The 15,159-nt window shown below is 71.2% G+C and carries 12 protein-coding genes; 4 read left to right on the top strand and 8 right to left on the bottom strand.

Features of this window, described 5'->3' with window-relative positions:
• Nucleotides 1-153: 153 nt before the first annotated feature.
• Nucleotides 154-789, bottom strand: coding sequence for an HAD family hydrolase (locus IEZ17_RS26225; protein WP_189304195.1), 636 nt, complete (start codon nt 787-789; stop codon nt 154-156).
• A gap of 282 nt (nt 790-1,071) precedes the next feature.
• Here IEZ17_RS26225 and IEZ17_RS26220 point away from each other — a divergent pair, with 282 nt between their 5' ends.
• Nucleotides 1,072-1,659, top strand: coding sequence for a DUF2269 domain-containing protein (locus tag IEZ17_RS26220; RefSeq protein WP_229852638.1), 588 nt, complete (start codon nt 1,072-1,074; stop codon nt 1,657-1,659).
• 96 nt (nt 1,660-1,755) lie between these two features.
• Here the strand turns inward: IEZ17_RS26220 and IEZ17_RS26215 are convergent, their stop codons facing one another.
• Entirely contained in the window at nt 1,756-2,976 is a 1,221-nt protein-coding gene (locus IEZ17_RS26215) for an MFS transporter (protein ID WP_189304191.1), read from the bottom strand.
• Nucleotides 2,977-3,125: 149 nt separating this feature from the next.
• Here IEZ17_RS26215 and IEZ17_RS26210 point away from each other — a divergent pair, with 149 nt between their 5' ends.
• Nucleotides 3,126-3,608, top strand: a complete 483-nt coding sequence (locus IEZ17_RS26210; protein ID WP_189304189.1) for a MarR family winged helix-turn-helix transcriptional regulator — start codon at nt 3,126-3,128, stop codon at nt 3,606-3,608.
• A 56-nt stretch (nt 3,609-3,664) separates the two neighbouring features.
• Nucleotides 3,665-4,117 (top strand): GNAT family N-acetyltransferase, encoded by a 453-nt coding sequence (locus tag IEZ17_RS26205; RefSeq protein ID WP_189304187.1) that lies wholly within the window; start codon nt 3,665-3,667, stop codon nt 4,115-4,117.
• A 168-nt stretch (nt 4,118-4,285) separates the two neighbouring features.
• Here the strand turns inward: IEZ17_RS26205 and IEZ17_RS26200 are convergent, their stop codons facing one another.
• From IEZ17_RS26200 to dnaB, 6 genes are all read right to left on the bottom strand, one after another.
• Nucleotides 4,286-5,140, bottom strand: a complete 855-nt coding sequence (locus tag IEZ17_RS26200; protein WP_189304185.1) for a TetR/AcrR family transcriptional regulator — start codon at nt 5,138-5,140, stop codon at nt 4,286-4,288.
• 623 nt (nt 5,141-5,763) lie between these two features.
• Complete coding sequence (locus tag IEZ17_RS26195) at nt 5,764-6,903, bottom strand: pyridoxal-phosphate-dependent aminotransferase family protein (RefSeq protein WP_189304183.1); 1,140 nt, start codon at nt 6,901-6,903, stop codon at nt 5,764-5,766.
• Nucleotides 6,904-7,084: 181 nt separating this feature from the next.
• On the bottom strand, nt 7,085-8,461 hold the full coding sequence (locus IEZ17_RS26190; RefSeq protein ID WP_229852659.1) for a serine hydrolase domain-containing protein: 1,377 nt from the start codon (nt 8,459-8,461) through the stop codon (nt 7,085-7,087).
• A 316-nt stretch (nt 8,462-8,777) separates the two neighbouring features.
• The gene (locus tag IEZ17_RS26185; protein WP_189304179.1) at nt 8,778-9,470 is read right to left on the bottom strand and encodes a hypothetical protein; all 693 of its coding nucleotides are present in this window, start codon (nt 9,468-9,470) and stop codon (nt 8,778-8,780) included.
• Nucleotides 9,471-9,534: 64 nt separating this feature from the next.
• Complete coding sequence (locus IEZ17_RS26180) at nt 9,535-10,713, bottom strand: MerR family transcriptional regulator (RefSeq protein ID WP_189304177.1); 1,179 nt, start codon at nt 10,711-10,713, stop codon at nt 9,535-9,537.
• 143 nt (nt 10,714-10,856) lie between these two features.
• Nucleotides 10,857-13,331: a replicative DNA helicase gene (gene dnaB / locus IEZ17_RS26175; RefSeq protein ID WP_189304175.1), complete on the bottom strand. Its 2,475-nt coding sequence runs from the start codon at nt 13,329-13,331 to the stop codon at nt 10,857-10,859.
• A 459-nt stretch (nt 13,332-13,790) separates the two neighbouring features.
• On the opposite strand from dnaB, the gene IEZ17_RS26170 reads away from it, so the two are divergent.
• Nucleotides 13,791-15,128, top strand: a complete 1,338-nt coding sequence (locus IEZ17_RS26170; protein ID WP_189304173.1) for an MATE family efflux transporter — start codon at nt 13,791-13,793, stop codon at nt 15,126-15,128.
• The last annotated feature ends 31 nt before the right edge of the window (nt 15,129-15,159 follow it).

Below are 15,159 nucleotides of genomic sequence, written 5' to 3'. Positions count from 1 at the left end.
CCACCAAGCCGGACTCGACCATACCGGCAGTAGTTGAATCCACAAGCCCTGATCTGGGAACACTCCGTGCGGGCCCGCCAATATCAGTGATCCTCCCCACAGACAGCATTTTCCGCGCACCAAGCGGACGAATCCGTCAGGGAAAGCAGTGAATTACTCGCCAGTACGCACCAGTTCGTAAGCCTCCCGCAGATCACGTCCTGTGTACGTATACGAGGCCAGGCTGCTGACATGGTGATCCGCATTCACCGCGACCGACTCCGGTACCACCGCGAAGAGTTCGGCGTCCGACATGGAGTCGCCGTACGCCACGCAGTCGGCCCGGCTCAGCCCGTACCGCACACAGAGTTCGTCCGTGATGCGTACCTTCGCGGACGGCGAGAGGATGCCGGCCGGTTCCAGCGGCTGCCGGATCGGCACGGAGGGCCAGCGGGAACCGTGCGCGGTGTCCACACCCCATGCCAGCAGCCGTTCGACGAAGAATCCCGGCGAGAGGGAAATCACGGCGCACCGTTCGCCGCGTGCCCGGATATCCGCCCAGACCTCCCGAATCCCGGTCAGCCACGGCGCGCCCTCGAAGGCCGCCGCCACCTGAGCTTCGGTCAGCTCGGCAGCCCACAGATCGCATGCCAGCTGCGCGAAGTGCGCCGGTGTCAGCTCACCGGCCGCGAACCGGCGCTCCAGCTCGGCGATCTCCCGGTCCATCCCGAGCCGGCGGGAGATCTCGACGGCCGCCGCGGACCCGTGCAGCAGGGTCCCGTCCATGTCGAACAGATGCAGCTTGCTCATGGGGCGGAGCCTAGGGCGTGCACGGGCGGGGGCGGAGCGAGCCCGTGCAGCGGTTCTCCGCAGGTGCGCCGGCGACGTGGCGAGGCGACGCACGGGGGAGCGCCTCCCGGAGCCGGCCGGGGGAGCGTCGCGCGCCGGGCGGGAGTCCACGGACCCGGGCGCCGGGCGTGCACGGGTGGGGCACGGTCGGGACGGCCCGCACGTCACGGGCTGCGGGATCGGGAGGCCGTCGCCGTCTGCCCGTACTCAAGCCCGCGTACCGGCGGATACTCCCACCGTCAGATGTCCGGCCCGGCGCCGACCGCCACCGTGGGCGGTATGCAGCTCAGCCGCCCCGTCCGCCGGGCCCTCCTCGTCGCCCATGTCGCCGTGTCCGTCAGCTGGCTGGGGCTGACTGTCGGACTCCTCACGCTCGGCCTCGCCGGCTTCACAACCGGCTCTCCGGAGACGGCCGCGATCGCGTACCGCGCGATGAAGATCTTCGCGGACTGGCTCATCGTTCCCGTGGCCCTGGTGTCGCTGGTCAGCGGACTGGTGCTGTCGCTGGGCACCCACTGGGGGCTGATCCGCCACCGATGGGTCGCCGTCAAGTTCTGGCTCACCGTGCTGACCACTCTGCTGTCGGTCTTCGCGCTCCGCCCCGGTATCGACCACCTCGCGGCCGAGGCCGCCGCCGGCCACCCGGCGCCCGACGTGAACCTCCTCGTGGCGCCGGCGGTCGCCACCGCCGCGTACCTCTTCATGACCGCGATCTCCGTCCTCAAACCGTGGGGGCCGACCGAACGTGGCCGCCGACAGCGCACTGCGCAGCATGCCGAGGCCCGGGAACACCGCAGGCGCCTGGAGCGGGTGAGCGCCCCCGGCCGGTGAGCGCCACCCGCTGCCGGGGCGGGTGAGCGCCGTACGGTCCGACGGCCCTGACCCTCACCTCCTGGCCGCCGTCCTCCCGGGCGGCAACCGGGACGCTCAGCTCCGCCCCGCCGGTACGGACTCCTCGGAGACCGCGGCCGGACCGCCCGCCGCCACCACTTGGCCGCGGCCCGTCTGCCGGCGCTCCAGGACCGAGGCCAGGACCGCCACACCGAGCGCCGCCACGGTCATCAGCGCACCGACCCAGTTGACCGAGGTGAAGCCGAACCCGGCCGAGATGACCAGCCCGCCGAGCCAAGCGGCCAGCGCGTTACCGAAGTTGAAGGCCGCGATGTTGCCGGCCGAGGCCAGGGTGGGTGCGGCAGTCGCCTGGTCCAGCACCCGCTTCTGAAGCGGCGGCACGGTCGCGAAGCCGAAGAAGCCTATGAGCGCGACGGTGACAGTGGCGGCGATCTTGTTGTGCGCGGTGAAGGTGAACGCGGCCAGAACGAGCGCCAGACCGGTCAGTGACGCGTACAGCATCGGCATCATGGCGCGGTCGGTGAACCGTCCGGAGAAGAGGTTTCCACCGACCAGGCCGAGGCCGAAGACGGCGGTCAGCCAGACGACGGAGGACGGCGCGAAACCGGTGACCTCGGTCATCATCGAGGCGAGGTAGGTGACCGCCGCGAAGACACCGCCGAAGCCCAGGATCGTCATCAGCATCGCCAGCCCGACCTGCGGATTGCGGAAGACCGCGAGCTCGCTGCCTATCCGGGCCGCCGCCTTCGCCCGCTGCGCCGGGACGAGCTTGGCGATGCCGAGCAGCCCGAGCACGCCGAACCCGGCGATCGCATAGAAGGTGGTGCGCCAGCCGAACTGCTGGCTGAGCAGGGTGCCGGCCGGCACGCCCACGACATTGGCGAGGGTCAGGCCGCTGAACATCAGCGAGATCGCGGCGGCCCGCTTGCCCGGCGCGACGAGATCGGCGGCCACGAGAGCACCGATGCCGAAGAACGCGCCGTGGGTGAACGCGGAGACGACCCGCCCGGCGAGCACCAGCTCGAAGGTGGGCGCGAGGCCGGTGAGCGCGTTGCCCACGATGAAGAGGCCCATCAGCAGCATCAGCATCTGCTTACGGGTGAAGCGGGTGCCGAGGGCGGTCATCAGCGGCGCGCCGACCACCACACCGAGGGCGTAGACCGTGGTCACGTAACCGGCGAGCGGGATGGAGACACCGAACCCGGCCGCCATGTCGGGCAGCAGGCCCATGACCGCGAACTCGGTCGTCCCGATCCCGAAGGCTCCGATGGCGAGTGCCAGGAGAGCGAGAGGCATGACGGATCCCTCCGACTAGTGCGTACGTCCGTTGATTGCGTCCGTCCCTTACGAGCGTACACAATAATTGCAGACGCTGAATAAATGCAAACGCGGGATATTTCAGAAGTGCCCTATCCTGGTGCGTACGACGCATGAGGAGGTCTTCGATGACGCAGCGGACGCGGGAGACGGCACAGGCGCAGACGGCTGCTGCCGGGGGCCTCGCTCAGGGCTGGTGCGCGCTCTCCGCCCTGCACGGCCGCATCGAGACGCACATAGAGCGCGCCCTCCAGGCCCAGTACCACCTCAGCGTCCGGGAGTTCTCGGTCCTCAATGTGCTCAGCGAGCAGCACGACGGGCCGGGCGGCCACCTCCGGATGCACCAGGTCGCCGACTCGGTCGTCCTCAGCCAGAGCGCCACCACCCGCCTGGTCACCCGGCTCGAAGAGCGCGGGCTGCTCTCGCGCTATCTGTGCCCGGACGACCGGCGCGGCATCTACACCGACGTCACCCCCGACGGCCTGCTCCTCCTCGCGGAGGCCCGGCCCACGCACGACACCGCGCTGCGCGAGGCCCTCAAGGACGCCGCCAAGCGGCCCGAGCTGGCCCCCCTGGTGACCGCGGTCGAGGAGCTGGCGCCGCCGGCGTGACGCACGGCGGGCCCGGCGCCTCGGCCGTGACACGGGCGCGGCATAAGGTCGCGCCCATGAGCGATATCGAGATACGCCGGGCCACCGAGGCCGATCTGCCCGCCATCGTCGCCATGCTGGCCGACGACCCCCTGGGCGCCGGCCGTGAATCACCGGACGACATGACCCCGTACCGCGCCGCGTTCGCGACGGTGGCCGCCGACCCGCATCAGCACCTGATCGTCGCGGTCCGGGACGGCCGTACCATCGGCACCCTCCAGCTCACGGTGATCCCCGGCATCTCCCGGCGCGGCGCCACCCGCTCGATCATCGAGGCGGTACGGATCCACGCCGACGAGCGCGGCAGCGGTCTCGGTACCCAGCTCATCGAATGGGCGATCGCCGAATCCCGCTCCCTCGGCTGCCTGCTCGTCCAGCTCACCTCCGACGCCACCCGCGTCGACGCCCACCGCTTCTACGAGCGCCTCGGCTTCGAGGCGTCCCACCTGGGCTTCAAGCTCCAGCTCTGACCGGAGCACTGCGGACTCCAGCTCTGACCGGAGCACTGCGGAAGAGAGCCGGCCCAGCCGCGAGGGAGCCGGCTCAGCAGGGGGCGGCTCAGCGGGGGGCGGCTCAGCGGGGGGCGGCTCAGCGGGGGGCCGGGCGGCGACCGGCCCGGCTCGCGGGAGGGGCTCGTTCTACGACGTGCCGTCCCGCGCCCGCCCGCGCGCCCGCGCCCGGTGGGCCTTCTGCCGGCAGGCACCCCCGCAGTACCGCGCGGGCCGGCCGGTCCGCGCGACCTCGATCACGTTGCCGCACACCTGGCACCGAGCCTCGCTCCGGGACGCGTTCCTGACTCCGTTCCCGGTCACGGTCCCGGCCTCGACGCCGGTTTCGTTACGCATCGGCGGCACGGGGGGAAGTTCCGTTATGGTCCGGTCCACCCGGAGCCCATCGAGCATGAGCGCCGTCATCCGGCCCGCCGACGCCGCCCCCGGCCCCGCTCCGCCGTCCGCCGGGCCCGTTCCCCCCGCCCGCCGCCGCTCCATCGCCGTACACCCGACCAACAGCACGCGGAGGTCCTCCAGCTCCACGTCCGCCCTTACGGCGCCCGCCTCTTGGGCCCGTACCAGCAGGACGCCCAGCGCCGCCACGAACTCCCGCTCGGGCCCCCGCGACGCCTGGTCCGACGACACCGGTCCGTCCTCGCCGGCCGCCTCCAGCGCGTCGCACAGCGCGCGGTTGCGGGCCGCCAGCCGCACGACCGACGCCAGGAAGCGGAAGAACACCCCGCCGGGATCGTCGACATCGGACAAGTCCGTTGCGGTATCGGCGAAAAGCCGCATCCGGTCCCTGATCGACGCCTTGAACAGCGCTTCTTTGGACGGGAAATGGCGGTACACGGTCCCCGCTCCGACCCCGGCACGACGCGCGATCTCCCCCAGCGGAACCCTCAATCCCCGTTCCTCGAAGGCCGATCGCGCCGCCTGGAGCACCAGCGCCCGATTGCGTCGGGCATCCGCACGCGAGGGCACCGCCCCGCCGTCCGACATCCCTGCGCCTCCCGAAAACGCCCGGCTCCACCGCATTCCAGACCCGGAAATGAACCGGGCTGATCGTTCCGATTCTACGAGGGCCTTAAAACATGCGTGCGCATCGCCACACTTGCGGGTGTGGCCGGCACCGGCGGCTCGGAGGGAGGGACCGCGCTGCGCGAGCCGGGACGGGAAACGGTGGGTCGTCGGGTCGGACCTGTTGAAGCGGCGTCGGTTCGGCTGGGGCGACGTCGGATTACTGGGGCGGCGTAGACGGCCGAGCTGTCGGCCCGGGAACTGATGGGCGTACGGTGCGGTACGAGGACCGGGCCGGCTTGGCGCACGGGGCCGGCCGACGTCTCGCGGGAACCTGCCACGACGCGATGCGACGCGGAGATCGTCCGACGTGACGACAGACGCTCCGACTTCCCCTCCCTCTCCCCTTCGCCAGCCCCAACAGGCGCCCAGAATAGGGAAGTTGAGGGCCGAATGGGTGACGAATCCAAGGCCGGAAAACAGCGCTACGACAAAGGGGTGGGGTCGTGTTTCACGTGAAACACGACCCCACCCCGAGCCTTGTGATGTGGGTTCTGCGCTCTTGGCCCCTGTGTTCTCGGGCCGGCCCGCCGAACCGGCGCGTATCAGGCCGCTACGACGGACTCATCCCACGCCGCACCGGCCGCAGCGGCAGCCGCGGTCTCATCGACATCGACACCCAACGCTCGCAGACCGGCGGCCAGCGCAGCCAGCGAGGCGAGCACCACCGCACGGTCCGCGGCGCGGCCGTAGTGGTTCACCCGGATCATCTCCTCGGCCAGCGCACCCGCTGCGGCCTGCACCGGCACCGAGCCATCGGCGGCGAGCGCGGCGGACACCACCTCACGGGCGTCCACACCGGTCGGCGCGCGGAGCGTCGTGGCGGCCGGCGCGGCGTCCTCGTCCCGGACCACATACGGCACCGGCCCGCCGAGCACCGCCGCACCCGCACGGACCGCCGCCGCTGCCGCGCGGTGGCGGGTGATGACCGCATCCAGCCCCTCGGCCTCGACACGGTCCACGGCCTGTTCCAGCGCGAGCATCTCCAGCTGCGCCGGAGCGTGCGGAAGGGAGGTGCGCCCGCCGTCGATCCAGCGCTCCTTCCAGTCCAACAGCGAGAGATACGAACGCCGCGGGGCCTGCTCGTTGGCCGCAATGCGCTCCCAGGCACGGGCGCTGACCGACACCGCCGAGACACCGGCCGGACCGGCGAGCGCCTTCTGGCCACCGATGACGCACAGATCCACGCCCCACTCATCGGTGAGCAGCGGTTCGGCACCCACCGATGCGACCGCATCGAGCAACAGCAGCGCCCCGTGCGCCCGCACCACCGCACCGATCTCGGCAACGGGGTTGGTGTTGCCGGTCGCCGCCTCGGCATGCACCAGGCTCACAAAGTCGATCTCGGGGTGCGCCCGCAGCGCCTCCGCCACCTCCTCAGGGGCGACTGCACCGGTGAAGGGCGCGGTAATGGTGACCACCTCGGCGCCGCAGGAGCGCAGCCAGCCGCCGAACGTCTCGCCGTACGGGCCGGTGATGATGTTGAGCGCGGTACTGCCGGGCCGGACCGCCGAACGGATGCATGCCTCCAGGGGCAGCAGCGCCTCGCCCTGCGTCGCCACGACGTCGCAGCGGGTCCGCATCAGTGCGGCGACCTTGTCCTCGATCCGCGCGAAGCGGGCCGCGTCGAGCGGCGGCAGGTCGAGCAGAACCGGGGCGTCGGGGTTCGCAGTCACGGCAGTCACGGTGGCCCTTCCAGCGGTGGCGAGCCGCGCGGTGCGGCGGCTCCTGGCATCTCGCTCGACTGTACGTGCGCCCCGGACGGCCGCGCCGTACGGGCCCGGGAGCCCGCCGCCGGCCTCTACGGGCCTGCCGCAGCGCGGGGGCGATACACCGCGGCCCCCGCCCCCGCTCGTTCTGTCCCGCTCAGAGCCCCCGCCAGCCCTCCGGGTCCACGCCTCCCGGGACCGGTTCCGCGGGCTCGTACGGACCTCGGGTGAAGATGAAGGTCCCCAGATCGAGATGGCTGACCGAGCCGTCGTCCGCGCGCACCACCCGCAGCGTCTCACCCGCGTAGTAGCCGTCCAGCCCGGTCCAGGTGCCGTCCGGCTCCGGCCGGAAGCGCGAGGTGCGCCCCGACCCGGACAGCGTCACCAGCTCCAGTGCGCGCCCGTCCCTCAGCCGCAGCGCGAACGGGTTCGCGCCCCAGTACCAGGGTCCGGTCACCGCCAGCAGTTCCTCGTCCACCGGGCCGGACAGCGGGCGCCATGGCTCCGGGATCCGCGGCTCGTGCTCCGCCGTGATCTGCACGAGGTCGGCCGCCACCGCACTGATCGCGACCCCCGAGGTGCAGTTCGCCAGGGCGATGCCCGCCACGTCCTCCTCGGGGTCGATCCACAGCGCCGCCAGGAACCCCGGCATCGACCCGGTGTGCCCGGCCAGCCGGCGTCCCTCTCCCGTCCGCTGTCCGCTCACCCGTACCAGTTGCAGCCCCAGGCCGTATCCCGCCTCCCAGCCCGCCCCCTCCGGCGGCACCGTCGGGATCCGCATCTCGGCGACACTGCACTCGCTCAGCACCCGGGCATCGCCCCGCAACAGAAACGCCGCCCACCGGCACAGATCCTCCGTGGTGGACCACAACTGCCCTGCCGGACCCATCAGTCCCGTGTCCTGCGCGGGTTCCGGCAGCATCACATCGGCCCACGGATGCACCGCCCAGCCACCCGCGTGGGGCATTTCCGGACGCAGCGTCGTACGGGCCATGCCCAGCGGTTCCAGCACCTCGCGCCGTAGCACCTCGCCCCATGACTCCCCGTCCCGCAGTTGCTCGACAAGCGCACCGAGCAGCGCATAGCCAGGGTTGGAGTAGTGGTACCGCCGCCCGGCCGCCAGCCGCTGCGGGCGCTCACCGAAGAGATCGGCCCGTTCGGGCCGCAGCTCACCCGGGGTCCGCTCCCACCACGGACCACGCGCCTCCGCCGCCAACCCCGAGCTGTGCGCGAGCAGTTGGGCGATCGTCGCCTCCGGCGCCGGAACGCCGGCCAGGTGCTTACCGATCGGGTCTTCCAGCCGGAGCAGTCCCTCATCCCGCAGCCGGAGCACCATCACGGCCACAAAGGTCTTGGTGAGCGAGCCGATCCGGTACTGCACATCGCCGTGCGGCACCTCACCGTCCACAGAGCTCCGCGCCCCCGTCCACACCGCTCGCCCGCCTCGCACCACCGCGCCCATCATCGACGGCGCCCGCCCCTCGGCCTGCGCCACCGCCAGCCGTCGCAGCAGCGCCCGCCGGGTCTGCGGCATCAACTCCCCGTACGCATCGGCCGAATCGACGGACGGCACCGGACGCGGCGCCGCCTCTCGCACTCCGCCCTCGTCCGACTCGGGCTCCCTGGACTCCGCGGACTCCACGACGGTCATGACGCTCCTCAACGAGACGTTCCACCTGCCGAACCGGCTCAGCCGGCCCTGCTCACCGGTGAGCTACTGCCCACCGCGCGGCCATCCTGCCCCGACCACCAGGCCCGGCGCCTCCCGGTTTCACGTGAAACGAAGGCCCAGCCACCGGGACCTGATCGCCACGTGGCTGTTTCACGTGAAACAGCCACCGCCCGCCTCATCACCGCAGCGCCGCCGCCCCGATCACCTCTCCGAGCGCGGCCTGTTCATCCTCCGGGAGCCAACGCGCCGCATGCACCATGTGCAGCGCGCTCCGCAGTCGCTCCCGGTCCTCGTCAGTCCCGAGATACCCGAGATACGCCGGGAGCGTCAGTGCCAGTGCCTTGAGATCGCCGCGCGCACACCACCGCGAGAACAGCTCCCGGACCGGCCCGTCGACGACCTCGTCGACGCCCCACCGCACCGCGGTCTCCGCGTCCTCGTCGGCAGCTGCCGCAGCCGCGGTGTCCCGCAAGCCGTCCGCGATCGCGAACCGGTTCCAGTCGCCGTACTGCCCCTGAGGCGCATCCGCCACCCGTGCCGCGGCACGGGTGAAGTACGCATGCGCCGACCCCAGTTGACCGAGATCCCGGTGCGCCTGCCCCATGTTCACGTACAGCGACGCATAGAAGCCCCGCACCCGCTCGTCCCCCACCAGATCGGCGCGGTCCAGACACTCCTGGTTCCAGCGGAGCGTCTCGTCGGGCGAGCTCTGATGCCGTGCGAGATAGTGCGCGGCGATACACGCTTCATAGTCATCGCGCGCAGTGTCCCAGGCCCGCTGGAAGAACCCGAGCGCCTCATCGGGATGCCCCTCCGCCTCGGCCTGCATGCCCGCTACGCACAACTGCACCACCGGCAGGTCCTGATCCATGCACCCACTCCCCTCATCACCCATCAGCCGTCCCGCCTCTCCCGCCGTCGCGCCCGCCCGGCTGTCACTCACGGGCACCTTCACGAAGCGGCATCACCAACGTCGTGAAACTCCCCTGATCCGCGGAACGGACCACGACGGGCCGGTCCGCCGCAGCGATCTCCAGCAGCACATCGGGCCCCACTCCGGCTTCCAGCACCGGCACAAGTACTGCCGGATCAAAGGCGATCCGCATCCCCGGCCCCATACGTACGGCCCGCAGCCGCACGCGCTCCCGTTCCCCGCCCGCCACCTCCAGCACCTGTGCCGACTCGGGCTGCGCGGCACCGCCGGTGTCCGCCGCGCCCACGCCGGACGTCAGCGACACCGCTCCGCTCCGTCCGGCCACCGCGTCCCGCAGCCCGATCCGGTCCACGATGACCCGATACCGTCCGGCCTCCAGCCCCGCCACCATCAGCCGGTAGTCCGGAAATTCCCCGGTTTCCCCTACGTCGTTCGCCCCGTGACCGATGGCCCACTGCGCGAAGTCCCCGTGCTCCTCGTCGCTCCTGATCCGGAGCGACGCCCGGGCCTCCGCGTCAGCCCCGGCGCCGCACTCCATCTCGACCGCCGTCCGGCGCACGGCCCACTCGGCCAGCCTCTGCGCCATATCCGCGGTGATCAGTACCCGCCGCGCACCGCCTTCGAAGACCTCCGGCCGCAGCACCCGCATCGCCATGCGGTAGCGATCCGTGGCCACCAACCGCACTTCGCCGTCGGCGAGTTCGAGCAGCACGCAGCCCAGCACCGGAAACTGCTCCCGCGCGGCGCCGACCGCCGCCGCGGGCGCCACCTGCCGCACCGCACTGGCGAGTTCCGGACCGCCGACCCGGGCCCGCACCCGGCCACCACGGTCCTCCGGTTCCCCCGACGCCTCCTGGAGGAACCCCTCGACCACGGCCCGCGCCTCGTCCGCCGCCCGGCGGGTGCGCTCCAGGTGAGCCCGCAGTACTCCGCGGACCGCATCATCGGGCCCCTCCAGCACGACCTCGGCATCCGCCAACGGCAGCCCCGCAGCCCGCAGTTGCCGCAGCCGCACCGCCCGCGCCACCTGCCCGGCGGCATAGCGCCGGTACCCCGTCGCCGCATCCACCCGGGCCGGGCGCAGCACTCCGCAGTCGTCGTAGAACCGCAGCGCGCTCGGCGCCAGCCCCACCCGCCGGCCGAACGCGCCGATGCTCAACAGTTCCCCGGTGTCGTCCATGACCGCGATTGTCGAGCTTCAAGCAACATGAAGGTCAACCCGCACGCCGCCGCGCTGCCGGCGTCGGTTACGGCCTCCCGGGCCCCGCCTCGCCCGGCTCACTTCCCGCGGGCACGCAGGAGGAGACCGGACACGGCCTCGCCTCACGTCTGTGCCATATCCACAAACCGCGAATAATGCCCCTGGAAAGCGACGGTAATCGTCGCCGTAGGACCGTTACGGTGCTTCGCGACAATCAGGTCGGCCTCGCCCGCGCGCGGCGATTCCTTCTCGTACGCGTCCTCGCGGTGCAGCAGGATGACCATGTCCGCGTCCTGCTCGATCGAGCCGGATTCACGCAGGTCGGAGACCATCGGCTTCTTGTCCGTACGCTGCTCGGGGCCGCGGTTGAGCTGGGAGAGCGCGATAACCGGGAGTTCCAGTTCCTTGGCCAGCAGCTTGAGGTTTCGGGACATGTCCGAGACCTCCTGCTGACGGCTCTCGGCGCGCTTGGAACCACCGGACTGCATGAGTTGCAGATAGTCGATGACGACCAGCTTCAGCTCGTTGCGCTGTTTCAGCCGACGGCATTTGGCGCGGATTTCCATCATCGAGAGATTCGGCGAATCGTCGATATAGAGCGGTGCGGCCGAGACATCCGGCATCCGGCGCGCCAGCCGCGTCCAGTCCTCGTCCGTCATGCTGCCGGACCGCATGTGATGCAGCGCCACCCGGGCCTCGGCCGACAGCAGACGCATCGCGATTTCGTTGCGCCCCATTTCGAGCGAGAAAATCACACTCGGCAGATTGCTCTTGATCGAGCAGGCGCGCGCGAAATCCAGCGCGAGCGTCGAGTTGTGCGTGGGGACCATCGACCGCGTGGCCAGATACAGGTGGTCAGGGTTGTCCACCTGGACACACCGGACCGGGACGCTCGTCACCTCCCGAACGCCGGTGATGAAGCGCTGCGTCGGAGCCGGGCCGCCGGGGCGCCGGCGCTCTTCGTGCAGGCGCCGCTTCCGCTCGATGCCGAAGACGTCGTCGGTCGTGGTGAAGCTGACGAGATATCCGGTGGACGAATCCCCGGAGCGCCTCCCGCCCTCCTCGGCACGCATGGTGCAGCCGTGGCCGAGGCTCACCACCAGCTCGCAGAACCCTTCGGCCAGCGCCTTGCCGACGGCCGTGAACTGTACCGAGCCGGTCTCGGTGACCGTTCCCTGCGCATCGAGTAGCCCGGCGAGGAGCTCTTGCCGCTGGGCAACGGAAGCGCGCAGATACTCCTGAGGGAGATGGCCGTTCCCCAGGAGGCCCATGGTGCGCAGCGACGGCAGCAGGTCGTCGCCCTGGACTTCGCAGCCCTCTTCCGCGAGACGCCGGACGGCCTCCGGGTCCGCCGCGCCGAACTCCGCGGCGTCGTGGTGTCCGGCGCCCAGCCACGCGCCGAGCACGTAGGGCGGCACGGGAAGGTCCCGGTGGGGGAGATCGAGGGCGCCGGCGTTCTGCACGCTGTGGTGCGCGGGCCGGCCGGCTGTGCTGCCGTGCAGCGTCGCGGCGATCTCCTTGGTCGTCCGGACCGAGGCGAGGCCGTGCTTGTCGCGGGAGCTGCCGTCCTCGGCTGCCGCGGCACGGGAGTCCGGGGTGCGGGTGAGCCACTGATGATCGGCGTCGGCGATCACGGAGGTGCCGTCGTCGAACGACATCTCGTAGCAGGGGCGCCCCGTCATGACCTCGGTGGCGGCCACCACACGGGTGGGCTGCCCCGTCGCGTCGAGCAGATGGTCACCGGGCCGGACCTCGCCCATGGTGGTCCACCCGCCAGGAGTGGGCAGCGGGGTGTCCAGAGCGAGCGCCTTACCCATCGCCGGACGGGCCGCGATCACGATCATCTGGCCCGGATGCAGACCGTTCGTCAGCGCGTCCAGGTCGGTGAAGCCCGTCGGCACACCGGTCATCTGGCCCTGGCGTGAGCCGATCGCCTCGATCTCGTCGAGCGCGCCCTCCATGATGTCGCCGAGCGGGAGGTAGTCCTCGCTGGTCCGCTGCTCGGTGACGGCGTAGATCTCCGCCTGGGCGCTGTTGACGATCTCGTCGACATCGCCGTCCGCGGCGTATCCCATCTGCGTGATCCGGGTGCCCGCCTCAACGAGGCGGCGCAGCACGGCCCGCTCATGGACGATCTCGGCGTAGTACTCGGCGTTGGCGGCGGTCGGGACGGACTGGACGAGGGTGTGCAGATACGAGGCGCCGCCGACGCGCCCGATCTCGCCCCGCTTGGTCAGCTCCGCCGCGATGGTGATCGGGTCGGCCGGCTCGCCCTTGGCGTACAGGTCGAGGATCGCCTGGAAGACCAGCTCATGGGCGGGGCGGTAGAAGTCTTCGCCCTTCAGGACCTCGACGACGTCCGCGATGGCGTCCTTGGAGAGCAGCATGCCGCCGAGCACGGACTGTTCGGCGTCCAGATCCTGCGGGGGGACGCGCTCGAAGCCGCCGGACCAGCCGCCACCGCCGTCGTCGTCGCGATCCTGGCGCTCGCCCCGACCGCGGCCCTTTCCGTCGCCCCGGCGGGAGCGGGCGGCCGGCAGCAGGTCACTCGGACCGGAGTCCGCCCAGGGATCGTCCAAGGGCTCGGGAATGCTCACCCCGGCACCTCCTCCCGTCCGCGACGCGGACCTTGCTGTGCTGTTCTTTCTTACGGCACAGCTCTGACATTCGAGACGCCCGACTCCGGTTACGGCGCGTCGAGTTCGGACGAGGTCTCAGGCCGGAACAGGCGGCGGGTGCCGGACCACGGTAGGCCCGCGCGCACCGTCCGCCAATCTGGTTATCCACAGGCCATGTGGATGACTGCCCCACAGCTGTGGAGAAGTCCCCGGATCCTGTGCACGGCACGGGGGAAACTTCTGTGGACAAGCACACAATCACGCCACCATCAAGCCGCTGACCTGCACTTTTCTCATCCATAGGCTGTGGGGGAGAAAAACTTCGGCAACCTGTTCATGATCGTCGCAAACGGCACACGGAAGGCACCTCCACACAGCGGAAAGTAAGGGCCAGATCACGGTTGCATCTCTTACCTGTGGAAGATTAGATTGCCCCTCATGACACAGGCTCCCGCGACGCCACGGCGCGCCGACCGCCGCCATGACCGCGAGATCGTCGCACTGGCCCTGCCCGCCTTCGGCTCGCTGGTCGCGGAACCGCTCTTCGTCATGGTCGACAGCGCCGTCGTGGGCCACCTCGGCACCCGCCAGCTCGCCGGCCTCGGCGTCGCCGCCGCCCTCCTGACAACCGCCGTCTCCGTCTTCGTCTTCCTCGCCTACGCCACCACCGCCGCGGTCGCCCGCCGGGTCGGCGCCGGCGACCTCTCGGCCGCGATACGCCAGGGCATGGACGGCATCTGGCTCGCCCTGCTGCTCGGCGCGGCCGTCATCGCCGCCGTCCTGCCCACCGCCCCGTGGCTCGTCGAAGCCTTCGGAGCCTCGCCGACCGCCGCCCCGTACGCCGCGACCTATCTGCGCATCAGCGCGCTCGGCATCCCCGCGATGCTGGTCGTCCTGGCCGCCACAGGGGTCCTCCGCGGCCTCCAGGACACCAGGACCCCGCTCTACGTCGCCATCGGCGGGTTCTCCGCCAACGCCGCCCTCAACGCCGGCCTGGTCTACGGCGCCGGGCTCGGCATCGCCGGCTCCGCCTGGGGCACCGTCATCGCCCAGTGCGGTATGGCCGCCGTCTACCTCACCGCGGTGATCCGCGGCGCCCGCCGCCACGGCGCCTCGCTCCGCCCGGACCCGGCCGGTATCCGCGCCTCCGCACAGGCCGGCGTCCCGCTGCTGGTCCGTACGCTCTCGCTGCGCGCGGTGCTGATGATCGCCACCGCGGTCGCCGCCCGGCTCGGCGACGCCCAGGTCGCCGCCCACCAGATCGTCCTGACCCTCTGGTCGCTGCTGGCCTTCGCGCTGGACGCCATAGCCATCGCCGGACAGGCCATCATCGGACGCTACCTGGGCGCCGAGGACCGGGAGGGCGCCCGCGCCGCCTGCCGCCGCATGGTCCAGTGGGGCATCGCCTCCGGCGTCGTCCTCGGCGCGCTGGTGGTCCTCGCCCGCCCGCTGTTCATCCCCCTGTTCACCACCGACCCCGCCGTCCAGGGCCCACTGCACACCACGCTTCTGGTCGTAGCGGTCACCCAACCGGTCGCCGGCATCGTCTTCATACTCGACGGGGTGCTGATGGGCGCCGGGGACGGCCCGTACCTCGCCGGCGCGATGGTGGTGGTGCTGGCCGTGTTCGCCCCGGCGGCGCTGGCCGTACCGGCACTGGGCGGCGGTCTGGTCGCCCTGTGGTGGGCGATGGCCCTCATGATGACCGTGCGGATGCTGACCTTGTGGCTGCGCGCCCGCTCCGGACGATGGATTGTGACAGGAGCCTCCCGCTGAATAGTCTCCCGAATTTCCCGACCGCATCGAT

Origin of the sequence: Streptomyces albospinus (assembly GCF_014648695.1) — a bacterium.
Lineage (GTDB): Bacteria > Actinomycetota > Actinomycetes > Streptomycetales > Streptomycetaceae > Streptomyces > Streptomyces albospinus.
This window is presented reverse-complemented; position numbering and strand designations above follow the sequence as displayed.